This window comes from Rhizobium sp. CCGE 510 (assembly GCF_000292525.1).
In the GTDB taxonomy this organism is placed as follows: Bacteria; Pseudomonadota; Alphaproteobacteria; order Rhizobiales; family Rhizobiaceae; genus Rhizobium.
Genome location: NZ_AEYF01000045.1, coordinates 224,163 through 244,913 on the forward strand (window position 1 = coordinate 224,163; position 20,751 = coordinate 244,913).

At 61.2% G+C, this 20,751-nt stretch carries 19 protein-coding genes and 2 pseudogenes; 8 read left to right on the forward strand and 13 right to left on the reverse strand.

Annotated features, from left to right (window positions below; genetic code table 11):
• Positions 1-28 precede the first annotated feature (28 nt).
• From RCCGE510_RS25145 to RCCGE510_RS25155, 3 genes are all read right to left on the reverse strand, one after another.
• Entirely contained in the window at positions 29-505 is a 477-nt protein-coding gene (locus RCCGE510_RS25145) for an Lrp/AsnC family transcriptional regulator (RefSeq protein WP_007634620.1), read from the reverse strand.
• 199 nt (positions 506-704) lie between these two features.
• Positions 705-1,778 (reverse strand): tartrate dehydrogenase, encoded by a 1,074-nt coding sequence (locus RCCGE510_RS25150; protein ID WP_007634621.1) that lies wholly within the window; start codon positions 1,776-1,778, stop codon positions 705-707.
• 164 nt (positions 1,779-1,942) lie between these two features.
• Positions 1,943-2,938 (reverse strand): LacI family DNA-binding transcriptional regulator, encoded by a 996-nt coding sequence (locus RCCGE510_RS25155; protein ID WP_007634622.1) that lies wholly within the window; start codon positions 2,936-2,938, stop codon positions 1,943-1,945.
• 171 nt (positions 2,939-3,109) lie between these two features.
• Between RCCGE510_RS25155 and RCCGE510_RS25160 the strand changes: the two genes are divergently transcribed.
• The 8 genes and pseudogenes from RCCGE510_RS25160 (at position 3,110) to RCCGE510_RS25190 (ending at position 9,324) form a co-directional block, all read left to right on the forward strand.
• Complete coding sequence (locus tag RCCGE510_RS25160) at positions 3,110-4,057, forward strand: sugar ABC transporter substrate-binding protein (protein WP_007634623.1); 948 nt, start codon at positions 3,110-3,112, stop codon at positions 4,055-4,057.
• A 125-nt stretch (positions 4,058-4,182) separates the two neighbouring features.
• Positions 4,183-5,304, forward strand: a complete 1,122-nt coding sequence (locus RCCGE510_RS25165) for an ABC transporter permease (RefSeq protein ID WP_007634624.1) — start codon at positions 4,183-4,185, stop codon at positions 5,302-5,304.
• Positions 5,305-5,306: 2 nt separating this feature from the next.
• Positions 5,307-6,101: an ATP-binding cassette domain-containing protein gene (locus tag RCCGE510_RS25170; protein ID WP_007634625.1), complete on the forward strand. Its 795-nt coding sequence runs from the start codon at positions 5,307-5,309 to the stop codon at positions 6,099-6,101.
• A gap of 82 nt (positions 6,102-6,183) precedes the next feature.
• Positions 6,184-6,987, forward strand: coding sequence for a TIM barrel protein (locus tag RCCGE510_RS25175; RefSeq protein ID WP_037079667.1), 804 nt, complete (start codon positions 6,184-6,186; stop codon positions 6,985-6,987).
• A gap of 41 nt (positions 6,988-7,028) precedes the next feature.
• Complete coding sequence (iolG, locus tag RCCGE510_RS25180; RefSeq protein WP_007634627.1) at positions 7,029-8,021, forward strand: inositol 2-dehydrogenase; 993 nt, start codon at positions 7,029-7,031, stop codon at positions 8,019-8,021.
• Between the two features lie 138 nt (positions 8,022-8,159).
• On the forward strand, positions 8,160-8,489 hold the full coding sequence (locus tag RCCGE510_RS25185; RefSeq protein WP_007634629.1) for a MurR/RpiR family transcriptional regulator: 330 nt from the start codon (positions 8,160-8,162) through the stop codon (positions 8,487-8,489).
• A gap of 167 nt (positions 8,490-8,656) precedes the next feature.
• Positions 8,657-8,923: pseudogene (locus RCCGE510_RS33725) on the forward strand (antitoxin); the annotation flags it as partial.
• A 14-nt stretch (positions 8,924-8,937) separates the two neighbouring features.
• Positions 8,938-9,324 carry a PIN domain-containing protein gene (locus tag RCCGE510_RS25190; RefSeq protein WP_346426506.1) on the forward strand — a complete coding sequence of 129 codons (387 nt, stop codon included), beginning with the start codon at positions 8,938-8,940 and terminating at the stop codon, positions 9,322-9,324.
• A gap of 131 nt (positions 9,325-9,455) precedes the next feature.
• On the opposite strand, the gene RCCGE510_RS25195 is transcribed toward RCCGE510_RS25190, so the two are convergent.
• From RCCGE510_RS25195 to RCCGE510_RS25240, 10 genes and pseudogenes are all read right to left on the reverse strand, one after another.
• Positions 9,456-10,064, reverse strand: coding sequence for a J domain-containing protein (locus tag RCCGE510_RS25195; protein ID WP_037079671.1), 609 nt, complete (start codon positions 10,062-10,064; stop codon positions 9,456-9,458).
• Between the two features lie 129 nt (positions 10,065-10,193).
• Positions 10,194-10,840: pseudogene (locus RCCGE510_RS33730) on the reverse strand (hypothetical protein).
• A gap of 26 nt (positions 10,841-10,866) precedes the next feature.
• Positions 10,867-11,832: a 2-dehydropantoate 2-reductase N-terminal domain-containing protein gene (locus RCCGE510_RS25205; protein WP_007634639.1), complete on the reverse strand. Its 966-nt coding sequence runs from the start codon at positions 11,830-11,832 to the stop codon at positions 10,867-10,869.
• Between the two features lie 78 nt (positions 11,833-11,910).
• Complete coding sequence (locus RCCGE510_RS25210) at positions 11,911-13,092, reverse strand: acyl-CoA dehydrogenase family protein (protein WP_007634648.1); 1,182 nt, start codon at positions 13,090-13,092, stop codon at positions 11,911-11,913.
• Between the two features lie 87 nt (positions 13,093-13,179).
• The gene (locus RCCGE510_RS25215) at positions 13,180-14,283 is read right to left on the reverse strand and encodes an LLM class flavin-dependent oxidoreductase (RefSeq protein WP_007634650.1); all 1,104 of its coding nucleotides are present in this window, start codon (positions 14,281-14,283) and stop codon (positions 13,180-13,182) included.
• Positions 14,284-14,337: 54 nt separating this feature from the next.
• Entirely contained in the window at positions 14,338-15,420 is a 1,083-nt protein-coding gene (locus RCCGE510_RS25220) for an LLM class flavin-dependent oxidoreductase (RefSeq protein WP_007634652.1), read from the reverse strand.
• A complete protein-coding gene (locus RCCGE510_RS25225) occupies positions 15,417-17,147 on the reverse strand; it encodes an ABC transporter ATP-binding protein (protein WP_037079674.1) in 1,731 nt (576 codons plus the stop codon). The genes RCCGE510_RS25220 and RCCGE510_RS25225 overlap by 4 nt, the downstream gene beginning before the upstream one ends.
• Positions 17,126-17,980, reverse strand: coding sequence for an ABC transporter permease (locus RCCGE510_RS25230; protein WP_007634656.1), 855 nt, complete (start codon positions 17,978-17,980; stop codon positions 17,126-17,128). Before RCCGE510_RS25230 ends, RCCGE510_RS25225 begins: the two co-directional genes overlap by 22 nt.
• Positions 17,977-18,987, reverse strand: coding sequence for an ABC transporter permease (locus tag RCCGE510_RS25235; protein ID WP_007634657.1), 1,011 nt, complete (start codon positions 18,985-18,987; stop codon positions 17,977-17,979). The genes RCCGE510_RS25230 and RCCGE510_RS25235 overlap by 4 nt, the downstream gene beginning before the upstream one ends.
• Before the next feature lie 19 nt (positions 18,988-19,006).
• Entirely contained in the window at positions 19,007-20,662 is a 1,656-nt protein-coding gene (locus RCCGE510_RS25240) for an ABC transporter substrate-binding protein (protein ID WP_007634658.1), read from the reverse strand.
• Positions 20,663-20,751 lie beyond the last annotated feature (89 nt).

The following is a 20,751-nucleotide window of genomic DNA, read 5'->3' on the forward strand; positions in this document are numbered from 1 at the left end:
ACGCGCCCGACGGGGTCGACCACCAAAACTAGAGCGGAAACAGGCTCGTCAATGGCATGTGCGCCTTGACGATCGGCGACTTCAGAACGACGAAGCTGAAATACTTGTCGATGCCGATCTCCATGTCGGAGAGCCGCTCCATGATCGTCTGGTACTCGCCGATCCCGGCTGTCACGAATTTCAACAGATAGTCGTAGCCGCCGGAGACCAGATGGCATTCGATCACCTGGTCGATCTTCTCGACCGTCGTCAAAAACCGGGCGAAATCGATTTGCCGGTGGTTCTTCAGGGTGATCTCGGTGAAAACGGTCAACGTCTGTCCGAGCTTGGCGACATTGATCTGTGCGGAATAGCCCTCGATATATCCTTCCGACTGCAGCTTCTTCACCCGCATCAGGCAGGGGCTGGGCGACAGGTTGACGAGCTCGGCGAGCTCGACATTGGTGACACGGCCATTCTTCTGCAATTCATGCAGAATTTTTATATCGATCCGGTCGAGTTTCATCGCTCCACTCCGCCTGTCGAACCTGCCAACGCTGCAGCATATTGTGCCGCCACTTTCCCAACACTAGCACGTTGAAGGCTCGAGTCGATCGCGTTTCGGCAGGTCGCGGAGGGACGAACAAGATGCGGCTCGGTCTACGGCAGCATTTTATGCTGTCTGGCCGGCGGCGCCATGATGTGTGACACCACGCGGCCGTGTTCTAGACATTGGAGGAATGGATCGCGTCGCAGACGGCGTCCGTGACGTCTTTGGTCGTGGCGGTGCCGCCGACGTCGGGCGTGAGGATGCCCGCGCCGGTGACCGCTTCGACGGCGCGCATGAGACGAGCTGCGGCCTCCTGCTCGCCGAGATGGTCGAGCATCTGCACGGCGGTCCAGAAGGTCGCGATAGGGTTGGCGATGCCCTTGCCGGTGATGTCGAAGGCCGAGCCATGGATCGGTTCGAACATCGAGGGAAACCGGCGCTGCGGATCGATATTCGCCGTGGGGGCGACACCAATGCTGCCGGCAAGCGCACCGGCAAGGTCGGAGAGGATGTCGGCATGCAGGTTGGTCGCAACGATCGTGTCGAGGCTCTGCGGCTTCAGCGTCATCCGCACCGTCATGGCGTCGACCAGCATCTTGTCCCAGGTGACGTCAGGGAACTCTGCAGCCACCTCAGCGGCGATCTCGTCCCACATGACCATGCCGTGGCGCTGGGCATTCGATTTGGTCACGACCGTCAGCAATTTGCGCGGCCGTGCCTGCGCCAGTTTGAAGGCGTAGCGCATGATGCGGGTGACGCCGACGCGCGTGAAGATGGCGACCTCGGTTCCGACTTCCTCGGGCAGGCCGCGATGAGCGCGGCCGCCATGGCCGGAATATTCTCCTTCGGAATTCTCGCGGACGATCACCCAGTCAAGATCGCCCACCCCGCAGTTGCGCAGCGGAGAGGTAATGCCTGGCAGGATTTTGGTCGGCCGGACATTGGCATATTGGTCGAAGCCCTGACAGATCGGCAGTCTGAGCCCCCAGAGGGTGATGTGGTCGGGAACGTCCGGCGCGCCGACGGCACCGAAATAGATCGCGTCGAATTTCTTCAGCCGCTCAAGTCCGTCGGACGGCATCATCACGCCGTGCTTCTTGTAGTAGTCGGAACCCCAGTCGAAATTTTCGATGGCGAACCTCACGTCGCCGAGGCGTTTTTCCAGACTTGCGAGCACCGTGCACCCGGCGGCAATGACCTCTGGTCCGATCCCGTCCGCGGGGATGGCTGCGATTGAGTATTCACGCATTGAATTTCTCCAGTAACGTCTTCCGCCGGTCTTATCCGTTGAGGCTCACGCGCTCCTCGTGAAGCCTAATGCGGAGCGCTCGATTTACACAATGGCGGAGCATGTTCATTCCCGATGGCGCCATCGTCGAATGCCGTTGAAAATGCTGGCCGGCTTTGGGCAATTCAAGCCGATGATCTCTGCACAAGACGCCCGGGCAGAATAATCGTTTCGGCTTCGCGTTTGCCCGTGATCATTGCGACCATGGTGTCAATCATCTCATCGGCAGGCTGTTGGTAAGAAGTCAATTGATAGGCGGGAGCGGCGCCGAGCTCGATATTGTCGAAGCCGACGATCGCCAGGTCATGTGGAACGCGAAGCCCGAATTCGCTGCGGACCACATCCATTGCTCCGAGCGCCAGAATGTCATTCTCGCACATCAGCACATCGATGCGCGAGGCTGGGGAGGTGGCGGTCAGATAGGCGCGCGCCGCTTCTGCACCGGCGTCGGCGCTGTAACGTTCTGCAGTCAGCTCAACGACGCCTTCGACGCCCTTCCGCTGCCAGAATTTCAAATAGTGATGTCGTCGGCCGAGCGCGGTCGACAGGGTCTTCCCTCCCGTCATGAAGCCCGGACGGCGATACCCTTTCTCGAACAGGTAATTTACAATTTCGCCGAGAGCGAGTTCGGCATTGCAGGCGACGGCGGGAACGCCGGGGATTTGGCTGTCTCGTGCAAGAACGAACATCGGCGGGAAACCGGGGCCAAGCCGTTGCCCCCCCAGCGTTTCCTCACGAAAGGCGGTGCCGAACAGAATGACGGCGTCGAACTGCCGCTGATCGGCGTTGATCAGCGCATGAATGTGATCGAAATGGCGGTTGATGTTGATCAGTACGGTCAGCAGACCCTCTGCCTGCAGACGCTCGGTCAGCATCTCCAGAACGGGGAGCTTATGTGGGTTGGTGAAGTCGTCGACGAAGACGGCGACCTGATGCGTGATGTTCGTCGCAAGGCTGCGTGCAAGCAGGTTGGGTGAGTAATTCAGAGCCTCTGCCGCCTCAAGCACCTTCTGTCGGCTGGCATCTGTAATTGACGCACCTGGAGTGAAGGCGCGGATGACCGTCCATTTCGATACGCCGGCGGCTTCCGCCACCTCTTTTGCTGTCGCCCGCTTGCGCATCTGCCGCCTCCTCGATTGGAATGAATATTCCACAAAAAAATAAAAATGGAATGGATGCTTGATTTTTGTCGAGGATAAAGTAATTTCACTCGGCTTGCTACCGGGTGCAAATGGAGTGCAACCGGTAGCATTGGGAGGTCCACCCGGTCTGGATCATTTTGGGAGGGTAAAATGAAATTTGGTCTGAAATCACTTTTCGCAGGCGCAGCCTTTGCGGCCGCGATCATCGCGTCCTCGGCGCTCGCCAATGCCGCCGACATTCGCATCATTGCCGTCACCCACGGTCAAGCCAACGATCCATTCTGGTCCGTCGTCAAGAACGGCGTGACAGCAGCGGCCAAGGACATGGGTGCCAGTGTCGATTATCGCGCTCCGGAAACGTTCGACATGGTGTCGATGGGGCAGCTCATCGATGCTGCCATCAATCAGAAACCCGACGGGCTGATCGTCTCCATTCCGGACGCCTCGGCGCTCGGTCCTTCCATTAAGAAAGCCGTCGCTGCCGGGATCCCGGTCATCTCAATCAATTCCGGCTCCGATGTTTCGAAAGAGTTGGGAGCGCTTCTGCATGTCGGTCAGGACGAATATACCGCCGGCAAAGCCGCCGGCGCGAAGCTGCAAGAGCTCGGCGGCAAGGAAGGCCTGTGCGTGAACCAGGAAGTCGGCAATGTTTCGCTCGATCTGCGTTGCAAGGGCTTTGCCGATGGTTTCGGCGGCAAAGTCACCGTGCTTCCTGTCAGCAACGATCCGGCCGATGTTCGGGCGAAGGTCAAGGCAGCGCTGAGTTCCAACTCGGCCGTCGATACCGTTATGGCGCTCGGTGCCAGCACAGCTGGTGAGCCGGCGTTGGCAGCCGTCGAAGATGTCGGCATGACCGGCAAGATCAAGGTGGCAACCTTCGACCTCTCGGCTGATTTTCTGAAGGCGGTGGCGGACGGAAAGGCCGCTTTCGCGATCGATCAGCAGCAATTCCTTCAGGGCTACTTGCCTGTCGTGTTTCTGGCCAATTACGCCAAATACGGACTCATCCCAGGTGGCAACGTTCCCTCCGGTCCGAACCTGATCACCAAGGAAAAGGCCGCCCAGGTAGTCGATCTTTCCGCCAAGGGGATCCGCTGACCGAGATTGCCGAAAGGCATCCTCCCCGGAGTTCCTCCCCGTTATCGGGGAGGGGCTTTGGTTTGATGGAACGCGCTGCGAGGCAGCGCAGATGAAGCGCTAAATTACATTCACAGGGAGGAATCATGGCTTCGCTTGAGCAGAAAGCGGCGGTCGCGCCGAAAGCCGATGAGCGTATCAAGCAGGTGGGCTTTCTGACGCAACTGATGCGTCGGCCCGAGCTTGGAGCCGTGGCCGGCCTGGTGCTCGTCATCGTATTTTTCTTTCTCACCGCAGACCCCACGATGTTTTCGCTCTCGGGCGTGATGACGATCATGGCGCCGGCTTCCCAATTGGGCATCCTCGCTATCGCAGCCGCACTCCTGATGATCGGCGGCGAGTTCGATCTCTCGATCGGTTCTATGGTCGCCTTCGCTGGACTGGTCTTTGGTGTCATCCTGACGAACTTCGGTCAGCCATTGTCGGTCGCCATCGTGATGACGATGCTTTTCGCCGCCGTCATGGGCGCGATCAACGGACAAATCGTGATCCATACGCGACTGCCATCCTTTATCGTAACGCTGGCGTTCCTGTTTATTCTCCGCGGCCTGACGCTTGTCGGCCTGAAATGGGCGACCGGTGGCTCGACGCAGCTCCGCGGCATCAGCGACCATGTCAAAGACAGCCCACTGCTTGGAATTTTCTCTGGCGAAGCCCTGAAGGGCGCCTTCCTATGGCTTGCGGATCATGATCTGATCGACAAGTTCCCCAATGGCGTGCCGAAGGTCACGGGCGTTCCGGTTTCCGTCTTGTGGTTTGCAGCCCTTGCTTTGCTTGCGACCTGGGTCCTGTTGCGTACGCGCACCGGCAACTGGGTCTTTGCAGCCGGCGGCGATCCCAATGCGGCGAGGAACTCAGGTGTCCCGGTCCACAGGGTTAAAACCGGCCTCTTTGCGCTGACGGCATGTGCGGCAGCTCTCGTTGCGATCATCACCGTACTCGATGCCGGCTCCACCGACGCCAGGCGTGGATTTCAGAAGGAATTCGAAGCCATCATCGCGGCCGTTATCGGCGGATGTCTGCTCACCGGCGGCTACGGCTCGGCGATCGGCGCATTCTTCGGTGCGATTATCTTCGGCTCGGTTTCGATCGGTCTGACCTATACCAAGTTCGACTCCGACTGGTTTCAGGTGTTCCTGGGCTCGATGCTGTTGCTGGCCGTGCTCTTCAACAATTTCATTCGCCGCAAGGTTACCGGGGAGCGCTGATCATGGCTGACGTCAACATTCGAACTCCGGTCATCGAAGTGGCCGATATTGTCAAGCACTACGGTTCGGTGATCGCATTGAACGGCGTGTCCATGCAAGTCTCAGCCGGGGAGGTGCTTTGTCTTCTGGGAGACAATGGCGCGGGCAAATCCACGCTGATCAAGACGCTATCGGGCGTTGTCCGCCCTAGTGGCGGCGAGTTCCGGGTAGAGGGAAAGCCGGTCGATTTCAGGAGCCCCCGGGATGCCCTCGATGCGGGGATCGCGACCGTCTACCAGGATCTTGCGATGATCCCCCTGATGTCGATCACCCGCAATTTCTTCATGGGGCGGGAACCTCGCAGAGGCGTCTTCCCATTCCGCCACATCGACTTCGATCACTGCAATGATGTCACGCGCGAGGAAATGCGAAAGATCGGCATCGATATCCGCGATCCCAACCAGGCCGTCGGCACTCTGTCCGGCGGTGAACGCCAGTGCGTGGCCATCGCACGAGCCGTCTATTTCGGCGCCAAGATCCTCATCCTGGACGAACCGACCTCGGCGTTGGGTGTGGCGCAGACCTCAATGGTGTTGAAATACATCCATCAAGTCCGCCAAAGAGGATTGGGCGTCATCTTTATCACCCACAATGTCCGCCACGCCTATGCGGTGGCCGACTGTTTCACCATCCTCAACCGGGGTCAAACGCTTGGCACATACGCAAAGGCTGATATCGCCATGGACGAACTCCAGAACCTGATGGCCGGTGGCAAGGAGCTGCAGCAGTTGTCCGAAGAACTTGGCGGTACGGTTTAGCCGGCTGTCACACCAGAGGCGGTGTTCGACCATTGCAAAACAGCGACGCCCCTCATTCACGCAATAACGATGGAACACGATCATGACCGATCGATCACGAGACGACTTGCCAACGTTTACACTCGCCGCCTGTGCGGAAATGCTCTGGCGCGACAAGGCGATCGAGTGGCGGGCCTCCCGCCTCAAGGAAATGGGTTTTGGTGTTGGTCTATGGAATTGGCCGGATCACGATCTGAGCAAGTTGGAAACAACCGGCGCGACCTTCACGATCATGAACGGCTATCTCTCCGGCCGCCTGACGGACGACGAAGGTGCCGCCGAACTTCTCAAGACGGCACGCGAAACGGCGCAGATCGGTAAGCGGCTCGGCGTGCAAAGGCTCAATCTGCATGGCACAGGTCTGGGAGATAGAGGCCTGCCGGTCCGTCCGGTCGAAATCGTGACCGGCGCCATGTGGTTAAAGGCGCGCGACACCCTCTGCCGTGTCGTCGACATGGCCGAAGAAGAAGGCGTCATCTTTACGCTCGAGAACCTCAACCTGCCGGTCGATCACCCGGGCGTGCCATTCGGGCGCGCCGAAGACACGTTGGCGCTCGTCTCAAGCGTCAATCATCCGCGGCTCCGCCTCAATCTCGATCTCTACCATGCCCAGATTGGCGAGGGAAACCTGATCGAGCTTTGCCGCAAATGCCTGCCTTGGATCGGCGAAATCCAGGTGGCCGATGTGCCCGGCCGCTGCGAACCGGGGACTGGCGAGGTCAATTATAAGATGATCGCACGCGCGCTCAAGGACATGGGCTATCGCGGCGCCATCGGCATGGAAGCCTGGGCTTCCGGCGACGATGAGGTGGCGCTCGACCGCTTCCGCGATGCCTTCACGGTTTGAACGATACGACAGTTAACGCTTACAGATACGGAGAAATATCGATGATCAGGTTTGGAGTGATCGGCGCCGGCCGGATAGGCAAGGTACATGCCGCCACCATCGCGGCGAACCCGAAGGCAAAGCTCGTTTATGTGGCCGATGCCTTCAGGGCCACGGCAGAGGCGCTTGCTGCCCAGACGGGCGCCGAGGTCGCTGACGCGGAGGATATCATCAAGTCTCCGGCGGTGGATGCGATCCTCATAGCAACGCCGACATCAAGTCATGCCGATCTCATCGAGGCGGCTTCGAAGGCCGGCAAGGCGATCCTCTGCGAAAAGCCGGTATCCTTGTCGGTCGAACGCATCAATGCCTGCCTCGACCTTGTCGAGAAGAACAATTCCACCCTGATGATCGGCTTCAATCGCCGCTTCGATCCCAATTTCGCCGGTGTAGAGGCGCGGCTGCGTCGCGGCGATGTCGGCGACATCGAGATCGTCACCATCACCAGCCGTGATCCCGCCCCGCCGCCAGCCGAATACGTCAAATCCTCCGGCGGCCTGTTCCGCGACATGATGATCCACGACTTCGATATGGCCCGCTTTCTCATGGGCGAGGAATTCGTCGTGGTAAACGCGCTTGGATCGTCTCTCGTCGACAAGGCGATCGGGGCCGAGGGCGATGTGGACACCGCCGCGGTGCAGATGCAGACAGCGTCGGGTCGGATCGCTGTCATCACCAATTCGCGCCGGGCAACCTATGGCTACGATCAACGCATCGAAGTCCATGGTTCTGCCGGCATGCTTGCGGCGCGAAATATCCAGGCCACCAGTGTCGAGCTTTCCAACGCGAGCGGTGTCAGCGGCGATCCCGTCCAATATTTCTTCCTTGAGCGCTACGCGCAGGCCTACGCCAACGAGATCAATGCCTTCATCGACGCGATCGACAATGGCCACCGGTCGCCGCGGCCGAGCGGATTTGACGGGTTGCAAGCTCAGAAACTCGCCGAAGCCGCAACCAAGAGCTGGCAAACCGGCAAACCGGTGACGGTCGATTGATGGAAGGGAACGGGTGCGAGCCGATAGCGCTTCACGCGTTATCGGGCCGCACCCGACGCACCGCCCAACCTGTGCTGATCGTCGGGTGCTACGCATGAGCCGCAGATCCTAAATAGCGCCCTCAAGAGGCAGAAGCCAATGAAGCAGGCTCACGTTAGTCCTCCTGAGACATTGGAGGAGCTGAAATCGCTGATCGCGAGGCGCCAGATCGTCTTTCCCGATCGACTTGAGCAGGTTGCCAGACAAGTCATTGAACGCCCGGAGATGGTCGCTTTCGAAAGCGCGGCAGAGATCGCGCGCAGTTGCAAGGTATCTCAAACAACGGTTTTGCGCTTGGCGCAGCATTGTGGACTGCAGACATTCGCCGAATTGCGGTCGATGATGAGAAATCATCTTCAGAAGGTTGCCATGACCCACAGCGAGGTGACTGGGAGATCGAAAGCTTGCGCGGCTCCCGAGCTGGGGTGAACAATGGAAATCGCCAATCACTGTTCGTTGCGGCGCTGAGAGCGATCGGCATGCATTGATGCACGTGGATAATCCTCACCGGAAATGTCGATGCGGAACAGGAATGGCTTTGCTTGAAAGCTCGGCCAGAGCAATGTATATCCATGCGCATATACAAAGGAGTTCCGATGCCCCGTCTCCGGCACTACGAAACTACCCCGCCACGGGAGGCCAAGCTTTTCCGAAACAACAAAAGCCAGGCTGTGCGAATTCCGGCTGACTTTGAATTGCCCGGCGACCGAGTGATGATCCACCGGGACGGTGATCGGCTCATCATAGAGCCGGTGCGACGCAAGAACCTCCTGGACGTTCTTGCCGGTTTGCAGCCGCTTAGTCCCGAAGATCTGTTCCCTGATGTCGACGAGACCTTGCTTCCCGCGAAGGATATCGACTTGTGGCCAGCCTTTATATGCTGGACACCAACATCGTGTCCTTGCTCGAAACCCGAGGGGCGTTGTCGCTCGACGCATCGCTGAGGTCGGGTCGGACGCAATCTGCGTCAGCATCATCACGGCATCCGAGTTGCGCTACGGTTGCGCCAAGAAAGGATCCGCGAAACTTCTCGCACAGATCGAGGCCATCCTTGGGAGCATACCGGTGCTGGCACTTGGATGTGCCCGCCGACGCCCAGTACGGCGTCATCCGGGCGGAACTGGAGGCTTCTGGCAAACCTATCGGTCCGAACGACCTCTTCATTGCCGCGCATGCATATGCCCTTGGCGCAGTTCTGGTGACGGCGAACATGGGAGAGTTCGCGCGCGTGCGCGCTTTGCAGGTCGAGAATTGGTTGGATTGAATGAGATCGAACACCGGGACCTAAGTCCGTCGCCAGCGCCGAGTTCCATAAATGCCTTTTCCGCCACACACACTGAAAATAGCGGGTGGACGGTCTATTCCTTTCAAGAGCACCAACGGGCAGCGTAGCCTCTAGCAGAAGCCGTTGAGCTTGAGGATCTTATGGGCCTCAATCGTCGATCTGAGACTATCCTCTGACTTGCGATCTCCATCGTTGGCGTCGGGATGGTGCATCTTGAGCAGTTGCTTATAGCGGCTTTTGATCTCATCCGGCGTTGCATCAGGTGAAAGACCGAGCTTCTCGAAAGCTTTGGCTTCCAGCACCTTGAGTTTACGCAGGTGAACAGCTGCTCTGGCCGTTTGGCTTTGCGCAGCGTTTTTTCGTGAGTTTATCGCCTTCGCAGTCCCGGAGCGAACCAGGGAGGGGAGCGGAGTTTCCGAAGGCTGCTCTATCCGAGTCCCCAAAGTCGGGCGGCTTCCGCTTGCCGCTTCTCTCTGATAGCGGGCCGTCAAAGGGTCAGACAGCTTCGTCACGAAGTTGTAGCCTCGGCTGTACGCACTGACGTGCGTGGAACAAAACGACAGATACAGCCCCTCAGCATCCGCTCCGACGGGAGCGCGATGAGTGCCTTCCTTATCGCAGCCGTCCCATTGACATTTTCGGCCGCTCGGTTCGCGGTGTTGATCCGGCTTTTTACGGCTCAGCCGTAGACCAACGAAAATCTTTGAATCAGAAGTCATCGCGCCTTATAAGACTGCGCTGCCCGACCGGCAAGATATAAGGACATTGCCATCGGTAGACGCCGAACACTCGATTGTCATCCGAGCGAACCCGACCGAGTCCGCGGACCTGACAGACCCCTGATGCGCTCACATGTGGAGAAGCGGGATCAATAGTTCGCCCTGGCGCTGGTTTTCGCGAGATAGGGTGTGAAATGGGTGATGCCGGCGTCTTCGTATTTGAGCAGTGAGCGGGCGACGTCTTCGGCCGAGCGCTACGCCGCCGCCGAACCGACCCCGGGGCGGTGTAGATTGTCGTCGTGCACAGAAGCCGTTGCTGGCCGATTACCACTCCATGTCGATGATCCTGCCAGCTGTCGGCCAAGCCTTCCGCCATCCTGGCGACTTTTGCTTCGGCATCGGCCCCGGCCTGATCTGTCGTGTCTCTGACGAGAGTCGTGATCCTGAGGCCGAATTCCAGTGGCGCGATGTCCAGCCGCATAAACTCCTTCATCCTGATATAGCACTACTGGTCGCCCTCGTCGTCGCCATAGGCTGCAAGTTCGTCATGTCCGGAGACGACATTGATTCGCACGCGTCCGCCGCTCAAGCGGGTGGGTTGCCAGTAGCCGGGACGGATGGCGACCAGGGGCTCGAAGGCCGTCGTTCGCGCCACCGGCCTTTGCCTGGGCGGTAAGAGTGTCGATGCTGTTGTGGCCCTCGGTGGCGACGTCTCCGCGATGGCCGGCCTTAATGTCGTTGGGGATGTACCGGAGGAATTCGGAGTGACTGCTCATACGCGGTTTTTCCCGGCCGGGTCGGCCTATCCGACCTCGGTGATCTCACGTGATCCAGGCTGGCCTCCATCCCGGGCGAGCCTCGCCGCCGCCTGCTGAAAGGCTGAATTGAGTGGCGTCGCGACGCCGTGAAGCCGCCCTAGACGCACGATCTCGCCATTCAGGTAGTCGACTTCGCTCGAGGTGCCGCGCACGAAACTCTGCCAAGTGGATTGGCGGCCAGGCCCATCGCCGCTGCGCTTGATCTGCCAGCCGGAAATGTCGACTTTCCGTTCCGAGGCCGCGGCCGGGTCGTAGCCTGCGGCCAGAAGGACGGTACGGGCCTCGGCCCCAAGGTCGGTCGCGGCTTGTGCTCGGGCTTCCGGCGTGCCGGCAAACAGTTCGGTGGCATTGCCGACATTGTGCTGCAGCTTGGCGGCCTTCCAGCGGCGAATGTCGGCGCTGGCCTCAGTGAGATATCCGGCCTTTGTCAGGTCGGCGACGATTTCCGATGCCGTATCGTCGAGCCCCTGCGGATAGCGGCCGAGCGTAACGACGCCGATGTTAGGTTCGGCGTCGACGGTGACCTCGCCGATAACCGTGTAGCGCGCGGGAACGAGGATGCTCGCGGCATACACGCGGCTGAAGCGACGTAGTGCGATATCCTCGGCCGCCAGCCCGTTCTGAAGCGTCACCAGCGGCAGTTCCGATGCGAGGCCCCCGTCAACGACGTCGCGCCAGGCCCAGAAGTCGGTTGCTGCCTCGACATCCTGCGCCTTGACCGTGAGGATGAGAATATCGTCCGGCGTCAAGGTCGGTGGGGTTGCGGTGTCGACGGCGTTGAGCCGGAGTAGGCGGGTTTCATTCGGGCGGCGATAGGAAAGGCCGTTGAGCGCAATGTGTGCGATCTGCGCGCCACGTCCAACCAGAACATAGGGGATGTCGTGGGTCTCGAACTGGGCGGCAAGGCTTGCTCCAACCGCGCCTGCGCCAATAATGATGTAACGGGTCATGTGTTTCTGCCGGAATTGTGATTTGGTCGTTTGCAAATGGACGACGGGGAGAGCGATGCGCTTTCGCGAACTCATGCTTCAGCCCGTCTTGAGGATCGAGAGTTTTGCCGGATGCCGCGTGGCGGCAGCCTCCTCTTGGTTCCAGCGGTCATAGGCCGCGCGGCCGAGGATCGATATGCATGTGTCCTCCTGCGGCGCATGGACAAGCACGGCCTGAATGTCGCGAAAATGCCGCTCGAGCCCGAGGTCGGCTCCAAGGCCGGGATTGCCGAGGCCGCGAACCGCGATCTGGACGGCATCGCGCAATTGTCGCCCGGCGATCAGGCGCGCACGGATCAGCCTTTCGGGGTTGGTCAGGCCTGTCCTGAGCGCATCGAAAATGATCTCGCGGGCGCCGGAGATGAGAAGGTCGATCTCGCCTGAGAGTGTCACGATCCGTTCGGTACGGGCGATCGGATGGCCGAGATTGGCCGGGACACGCTCATGGGCAAAGCGGATGAAAGCCGCCTGCGCGGCTTCCGCCACACCGAGATAGATTGATGTCAGGGCCAGCGTAATCGCAGCATGGCCGCGATTGTCCTGCTGGGCCACGGAGGGATCGACGAGATCGAGCACATTTTCCAGGGGAATTTCGACATCTGTGTATTCGACGTCATGCGATCCCGTGGCGCGCATGCCGAGACTGTTCCAGCTCTCGATCACATGGATACCGGGCAGTCCGTTCGGCACGACGAAGGTGCCGACCCGAGGCGATGTTTCGTCAGTATGGGCCCAGACGAGGAAATGGGTCAGGCCATGGGCGCCGGTCACGAACATCTTACGGCCGGTGATCGACCAGCCGTTTGCGGTACGGCGGGCAAGGGTTGCCGGCAGGCCACCGCGCGCGGGCGATCCGAGTTCCGGCTCGACCCGCGCGGCGTTGAGCAACAGCGGGCGCTTTTTACCTTCCGCCAGCAAGCGATGATAGAGTTCTTCCGGCCAAAAGGCCCGTTGCGCCTGGGCGAGGTGGCTGAAGATCGTCATGGCGCTGATCAGCGCGACGGACGGGTCGCCCCGGCCCAGCGACGCCAGGATTTCCGCAGCTTCATAGAGCGTGGACCCATCCCCGCCGTGGCGGGCGGCGACAGTGCTCGAAAGCAAGCCGCTTTCATGAACGGCATTGATCCCGGCCCAGGGAAACCGCCCGGTGCGATCCGCTTCGGGGGCGTTCTCCGCAAGTATCTGCTCAGCGACTTTCAGCGCGTGCGTATCGTAAGGCATGGCGTTCAAGCTTTCTGATTGATCCGGCAGTGTGACGGCGCGACAGGAAGACGCGCCGCCACATATTGGCAGTCGACGTGCGGAGGATCAGGCGGCTGCCGACTTCTTGGTACCTTCACGCTCGCGAAGGCCCTCCCTCACCAGCGGCAGGATGTAACGGCCGTAATCGACGGCATCGTTGAAATTGTCATAGCCACGGATCGAGATGAGATCGCAGCCGAGATCGATGTAGTCGAGGATGGAATCGGCAATGGTGCGCGGCGATCCCACCAATGCGGTGGTGGCGCCGGCAGCGTTGGTCGCGGTCACAGTCGGGTACCACAAGGCGCGGTCATGCACATCGCCGCGAGACGCGATTTCGAGTAGCCGCTGCGAGCCGATATTGGCAGGGCGCGGGGCGGAAAGCGGCGAGCGCGACAGGCCCTTCTCGCGATTGTCGTTCAGCCGGTCCACGACCCTATGCGCCTTTTGCCACGCCAGTTCGTCGGTTTCGGCAACGATCGGGCGGAATGTTACCCAGATGCGCGGGCGATCCGTCCGGCCGGCCTTGGCGGCCTCGGCATAGACCCGGTCGATCTGTTCCTTGGTCTCCTTGAGCGGCTCGCCCCAGAGGCCGAAAATATCGGCGAGCGAACCGCCGATCCGGTAGGCGGCGTCGGACGAGCCGCCGACCGAAATCGGAATGGTGCCGTTCGTCGGGCGCACCGCGCTGCGAAACCCCTTGAACTGATAGTGTGTGCCTTCGAAATCGAAGGGTTCCTTCGACGTCCAGGCCAGGCGCAGGATGCGGATATATTCCTCCTGGCGCTCATAGCGCGCCTCCTTGTCGAGGAAGTCGCCTTCACGCGCCTGCTCTTCGTCGCTGCCCCCGGCAATGAAGTGGACCACGACACGACCGCCGCTCAGCTGGTCGAGCGTCGCGAGCGACTTGGCTGCGACCGTTGGGTAGACGGTGTTGGGGCGGAGCGCGACGATGATCTTGAGGTTCTTTGTGTGGGCGAGCACTGTGGCGCCCAGCGTGAACGGGTCGAAGGAGGACGAGGAATAGGGCAGCAGGGTGTAGTTGAAGCCATAGTCGTCGAGCGCGCGCGAATAGCGCTCGAGATAGCTGGGATCCACGGGAGCGTCCGGAATAGGATGCAGGTCGTTCGAGGCGTTCGGGAAGCTTACGCTAATGAATTCGGCGGACATGGGTGGCTCCTATGGGTTGCAATAGGGTTCGGTTGGGTTAAATCGCTGTCGTGATCACCAGGAGGCTGACCAGCCGAATGCCGGTGCGACAGTCTTTGCAAGGTCGGACAGCAATCGCACGTTCTCTTCCAGGCCAAAGGACGGAGGCAGGAAGAGAATGACCTCATCAGCCGCGGCGATGCCGGGATCGTTGAACACGGCTTCGATCACCTGGTCGGGCGTGCCTTGGAATACTGGTGAGATCTGTGCACCGGCCGGCGGCGGAGGCGGCGCAAGCGCGCCCTTCGGACGGGAGGCGGCAATGCCGACGGTGCGGCGCTCAAGGTCATAGGCGGCATATTTTTCGCGAAGTTCTGCGGTCGTGCCGACCAGGATCGAGGCGGCGACGGCAACCGGTTGCGGCTCTGTGCCCCACTTTTCGCGCCAGGTCGTGCGATAGGTCTCGATGATGCGCGCCTGGTATGCGCCGAACGCCTCACCTTCGGCATGGCCGTGCTGCACGGTCCCGGAAATCAACCCGATCCCGAGTTCGGCGGCCTGCACGGCGGAACCAAGGCTCGCGGCTCCCTGCCGGATACGCGAGCGCAGGGTGGGGCTGTGCGGGGTCACACGCAGTTCGGCGCCCTTGGGCGCGCCCTGGACCGGCGCGGTCACCGTGTGCAAGACCTCGCCTGAGATGGCGGCGAGGAAACGTGCCTGGCGGCGCCTAGCTTCCGTGCGGGCATCGGCGTCCACCGCGCCGAAGACGGCGTCGAACGCCGCATTGGCGCCGGTCGAGATGGCCAGTTCCAGTCGACCATCGATCAACAGGTCCGTCGTTCCCGCCGCTTCGGCGAGCAGGATCGGATCCTGATAGCGCATCGGAATGACCGCGGAACCCAGTGTGATATGCCTGGTATGCTGGCCGGCTGCGGCAAAAAACGGAAGCGGTGACGACAGATAGTGATCGAAATGCCGCTGATAGGCCCAGCCCGACTGGTAACCCAGCCGTTCGGCGGCCTTGTAGAGCTCGATCCCGTCGCGCAGCCCCTGGGCAGGGCCGGCATCGTCGTTGAAGGACACCCGCGTGTTGAAGCCTAGCCGGCTTTTCGGACGGAATGGCTGAGGTTGGGTATCGGCGACCAGGCTGGCGTTCATGCGATCTGTACCTGATTGACGATGCGCCTGGGTTGTGGCTGTGACGCACCGGAGATTGGCGCGGCGCCCGACGGGATCGATTTCAGCAGGGACACCGTGTAGGGCTGCTGCGGGTTGTCGAAGATGTCGCTGACAAGCCCCTGTTCGACCACGCGCCCACGATGCATCACCGATACGGAGTGGGCGAGCTGGCGCACCAGCGCCAGGTCATGGGAGACGAAGATGTAGGTCAGGCCGAGATTGGCCTGCAGCGACAGCAGCACCTCGACGATATCGGCCTGGACGCTGACATCGAGCGCCGACGTGGGCTCGTCGAGCACGATCACGTCAGGCTTCAGGACCAGCGCCCGTGCAATCGCCACACGCTGGCGCTGACCGCCTGACAGGGCTTCCGGCCTGCGGGAGAGCAGATGTTCGGCAAGCCCAACATTGGCGAGCGCCTCGCGGACGCGTTCGGTGCGTTGCTCGCGGGTTCCGATCTTGAACCGGTCGAGAGGCTCCCGGACCAATTTTTCCACGGTCCATGTCGGGTCGAGCGAGGTGAACGGGTTCTGGTAGACGAACTGAAGCTGGCGCCACACCGCACGCAGCGACTCCTGCGAGCGGCCGGCAAGCAGTTCGCCGGCGACCGAGATTTTTCCACTGTCGGGTTGGTCGAGCCCGAGCAGCAGCCGGATCGTCGTCGTCTTGCCCGAACCGGATTCGCCGACGAGCGCATGCGTTGTGCCGGCGGGAACGCTGAACGACACGCCGTCAACGGCGGTTATCGCCCTTCCGTCGACGGAAAAAGTCTTGGTGACGGCGCTGATCTCGATCTTCGGTACCTTGCCGGCGCCGGTCTTCAGCAGGCGGAAACCTGGATCGCGCAGCCGGGCATAGCGGTTCGGGTTGAGGGCAGGGACATCGGCGTGCAGTTTTCGGGCATAGGCCGAGGTCGGCGACGAGAAGACGGCCGCTGTGCTGCCGGCTTCCTGGATGACGCCATCCTTGAGGACGACGAGCGAATCCGCCCTTTCGGCCGCGATCGCCAGGTCGTGGGTGATGAGCAGCAGGCTGATATCCAGCTCATGCTGCAGCTTCGTCAGCAGGTCAAGAATGCGCTTCTGGATTGTGACGTCGAGGGCGGAGGTGGGCTCGTCCGCCACCAGCAGCGAGGGGCGCGGCAGGACCGCCAGCCCGATCAGCACACGCTGCAGCATGCCGCCGGAGAGTTGGTGAGGATAGGAATCACAGGCCCGCTGGGGATGGTCGAGCCCGACCTGGGCGAAGACCTCCAGAATGCGTTCCTTGCGGATCGCCTTGTTGGGCTCGTCGAGCAGGACTGCGGCCTCCAGCGCCTGCGCGCCGATGGTTCGCACCGGATTGAGCGAATTGCCGGGATCCTGCGGAACGAAGCCGATGGCGCGACCTCTGAGCGGACGGAACTGACGCTCCGGGAGAGACAGTATCTCCTGACCGCCGAATTCGACCTGGCCGGTCGCTAGCCCCCGGCTGGGGAGAAGCCTGAGCACCGCGCGGGCGATAGTCGACTTGCCCGATCCGGACTCGCCGATCAGCGCGAGACTCTTGCCACGACCGAGTTCGAAGCCGACGTTGCGGACAACCTCATTCGCGCCGTAGGAGACGGACAGGCCGTCGACCCGAAGCAGGCTTGTTGGTTGCGGCGTCAATATGGAAGCCTCGGGGCGGCGAAGAAGTGCCGCGGTCAATCTGTCTTGCGTAACCATCGGCTGATCCTGTTGACTGAGAGGACGGTGGCGATCGTGACGAAGGCGGGCGCGTAAACCAGCCATGGCCATTTTGGGTAATCCTTGCCGATCGAGATCAGCAGGCCCCAGTCGGAAGCGGGTGGCGGGTCGCCGTAGCCGAGGAAGGCGAGGCTGGCGATCACCAGGATCGAGTCGCCGAAATGCAGCACGGCGAGCGGCAGCACCGAGCGCGACGCGTTCGGCAACACGTGGCGCAAAAGGATGTGCCAGCGCGAGCCGCCGAGCAGATAGGACGCCTCGACGAAGGTCGCAGCCCGCGTCTTGATCACCTCCGAGCGCATGACGCGGGCAAAGACGGCGACCGCCGAGACACCGGTGGCAATGGCGGCATTGGTGGTGTCGAAGCCAATCGCGGTGACGACAATGACGGCCAGCAGGAATTTCGGGATTGCAAGCAGCACATCGACGAGCCGGGCGAGCGCCGTATCCACCCAGCCGCCGAGAAAGCCGGCCAGCAGGCCGACGATGCCACCGAAGATGACACCGATGACCACGGCGATCAGCGCGCTCGAAACTGACGAGGAGGTGCCATAGACGACGCGGGTATAGAGATCGCGGCCGAGGTGATCGGTGCCGAACCAGTATTCCAGGCTCGGCGCTCTGAGCTTGTGCGCAGGGACGCCGCTGGTCGGGTCGAGGCTGGTGAATAGGGTTGGTGCCAGTGACCAGGCGATCACGAGCACGACGATCGCCAAGGAGAGTATGACGGTCGGCGGCACCTTCAGGGCGGTCAGCCTGCTGGCAATGGCGGCGCGCGTGTTTTTGTTGGCGTAGTCGGAGGTGATGGTCATGGCGTCACCGCTCCGGAAATGCTCGCTGCGTTCTCGTCCGCCGTGGTCGGCCGCCGCTCGGCGCCGCCAACGAGTTTCACGCGCGGGTCGAGCAGCGGGTAGGTCAGGTCGGCGATCAGGTTGACGACCACGAAGACCACGGCCGCCAGCGACACGACCGCCTGCAGGACGGGCAGGTCCTGGGTGCTGACCGACCGCTGCACGAGGCTGCCGATGCCGGTGCGTCCGAACACCGTCTCGGTGATCAGCGAGCCGCCGAGCAATTCGCCGATGGTGAGCGCGAGGACGGTGACGACGGGAAGCGAGGACGGCTTGAGCAGGTGTTTGGCGAAGAGCTGCATCTTGCCGAGGCCGCGGCTGCGGGCGACGGTGGCATATTCCTGGCCCGCCTCGTGGTCGAGATTGGCGATCAGCACTTCAGCGATCTGGGCGGAAATCGGAATGCCGAGCGTGATCGCCGCGAAGACGGTTGCCCAAAAACTGTCCGGCTCGATCACCCGGAAGAAGCCGAGTTGGAAGCCGAAGATGTGGATAAGAACGAGGCCCAGCACGAAATTGGGCACCGACAGGAACAGCGACGGAAAGCCTCGCAATAGGCCTTGGCCGAACCGTTTGGGAACGAAGCGCGTGCCGTAGGCGATCGTCACCGCCAGGATCAGGGCAACGACGAGGCCGGAGAACGCCAGGATCAGTGTCGAGGGAAGCACTTCGCCGATCATAGTTGTAACCGGCCTGTGGGACCGCATGGAGATACCGAGATCGCCCATCAGGAAATTGGAGAGGGAAGACCAGAGCTGCACCAGAACCGGCCTGTCCAACCCTTGGGCGGCGATGATCTCGCTGATCTCGTCCTCCGTGAACCCGTTCTGCGGGTTGCGGAGGACGTTGGTGATCGGGTCGCCCGGCAGGACGCTGACGACCACGAAGGTGAAGACATAGGCCAGCAGAATGACAATGACTGCCTGGACGAAGCGCTTCAGCGCGTAGTTTCGGTAGGCACGGTTCATGCCGATCGCCTCCTCGCGATTACACGCTGGTTTTCGTCGCCGTGTAGTAGCTGGCATAGGCGACGCCGTTATAGGTCACCCCCTTGAGGTTTGGAGACTGGACATAGATGCGCTGGACGATCTGCGTGCGCGGAATGAAGTAGCCCTGCCCGAGGATGTATTTTTGCAGCTCGTCGAGCAGCGGCTTGCGGCTTTCGACCGAACCGGCTCCCGCGATCTTGTCGCGCAGGTCGTTGAGCACCTTGTCGTTTTCGTCGAGCGCGAACCAGTTCTCGCCATTGTTGGCGTTGGTCAGGATGCCGGCGACCGTGCCGGCGTCGATGAAGCTGCGGGTTACCTCGTAGGCGGGCACGGCGGCGCCGCCATATTTGACCTTTTCCCCGTAAGTCACGACATCATAGGCCTGGATGCGGACTTTCCAGCCGATTTTGCCGAGCTGCTGGGCGATGAGCTCATCGACCGACTTCGATGTTGCGAGGTAGGGGTTGGAGTGGAGCGTGATTTCCAGCGCCTTGCCGTCCTTGGCGCGGATACCGTCGGCGCCCTTGACCCAGCCTGCCTCGTCGAGGAGCTTCTCGGCCTTGCCGGGGTTGTAGGCCAGAAGGTCGCTGTGATCGGTCGCGCCGGGCACGTTGCTCTGGATGAAGGACGTCGGCAGCTTCCAGTCCGGCGTATAGACGGTGTCGATGATTTCCTGGCGATTGATCGCGGCCTGCAGCGCCTGGCGTACCTTCAGGTCATTGTAGGGCGCGAGCTTGGTGTTAACAGCCCAGCCATTGACGAAGCCGAGATAGCGCGGCGTTGCCACGGTGAAGCCCTCTTCCTTGAGCGACTGCAGCTCCTGTGGCGAAGCGTTGTAGGCAATGTCCGCCTGGCCGGACTGGACGGCGGCAACGCGGAGCGAAGGCTCGCTGACAAGCTTGTAGGTGATCGTGTCGAGATGGGCAGGGCCGGTATGGCCAACCGCCTCGGGACCCCAGTTATAGTCCTTGCGCTTGACCAGCTTGACGAAGTCGCCGTCCTTCCAGGACTCGACCACATAGGGGCCGCTGCCGGAGGCCTTGCTGAGATCTGCCTGCTCGGTCGCCGGGGTCGCGAGAGTCTTCGGCGAAATCAGGATCGAGCCGTGATAGCCGAGTGTCGGGATGAAGCCGAGTGTCGGCTTCTTGAAGAACACTTTCACAGTGGCCGCATCGACGGCTTCGGCATGGTCATAGGTCTTGGGAAACAGGCCGATCGGGTTGATGCCTTCCGCCTTGCGGCCGGCATACCAGATGTCGAGATTGGCAACGACGGCGGTTGCATCGAGCGCGGTGCCATCGGAGAAAGTCACGCCGGACTTGAGATGCAGGGTGAATTCGGTCGCCTTGTCGTTCTGCTCCCACTTCTCGGCAAGCCACGGACTGACTTTGCCCTCGGCATCGACGTAAAGCAGCTTGTCGGCCACATGGCCCCAGATATGGCCCTGGAAACTGGAGATCGCGCTGTTGTTCGGCACCCAGGTGTCGCCGAGCGAATCGATGAGAAAGGTGATGTCGCCGCCCTCTTGCGGGCTGTTGGCAGCAAAGGCCGGACCGAAACCCGCCGAGGCGACCACAGACGCAGCCGCCAATGCGGAGGTGGCGGTCAGCAGCCGGCGGCGGGAAAGGGAGAGCGGAAAGGGATGGTTGGTCATGATTCACTCCTGTCTTGTTTGCCGAGCAGATCACGTTTGCCGAGCAGATCACGACACCTAGCCTAGCAGCGCAAGCTTGGAGAGAAAGA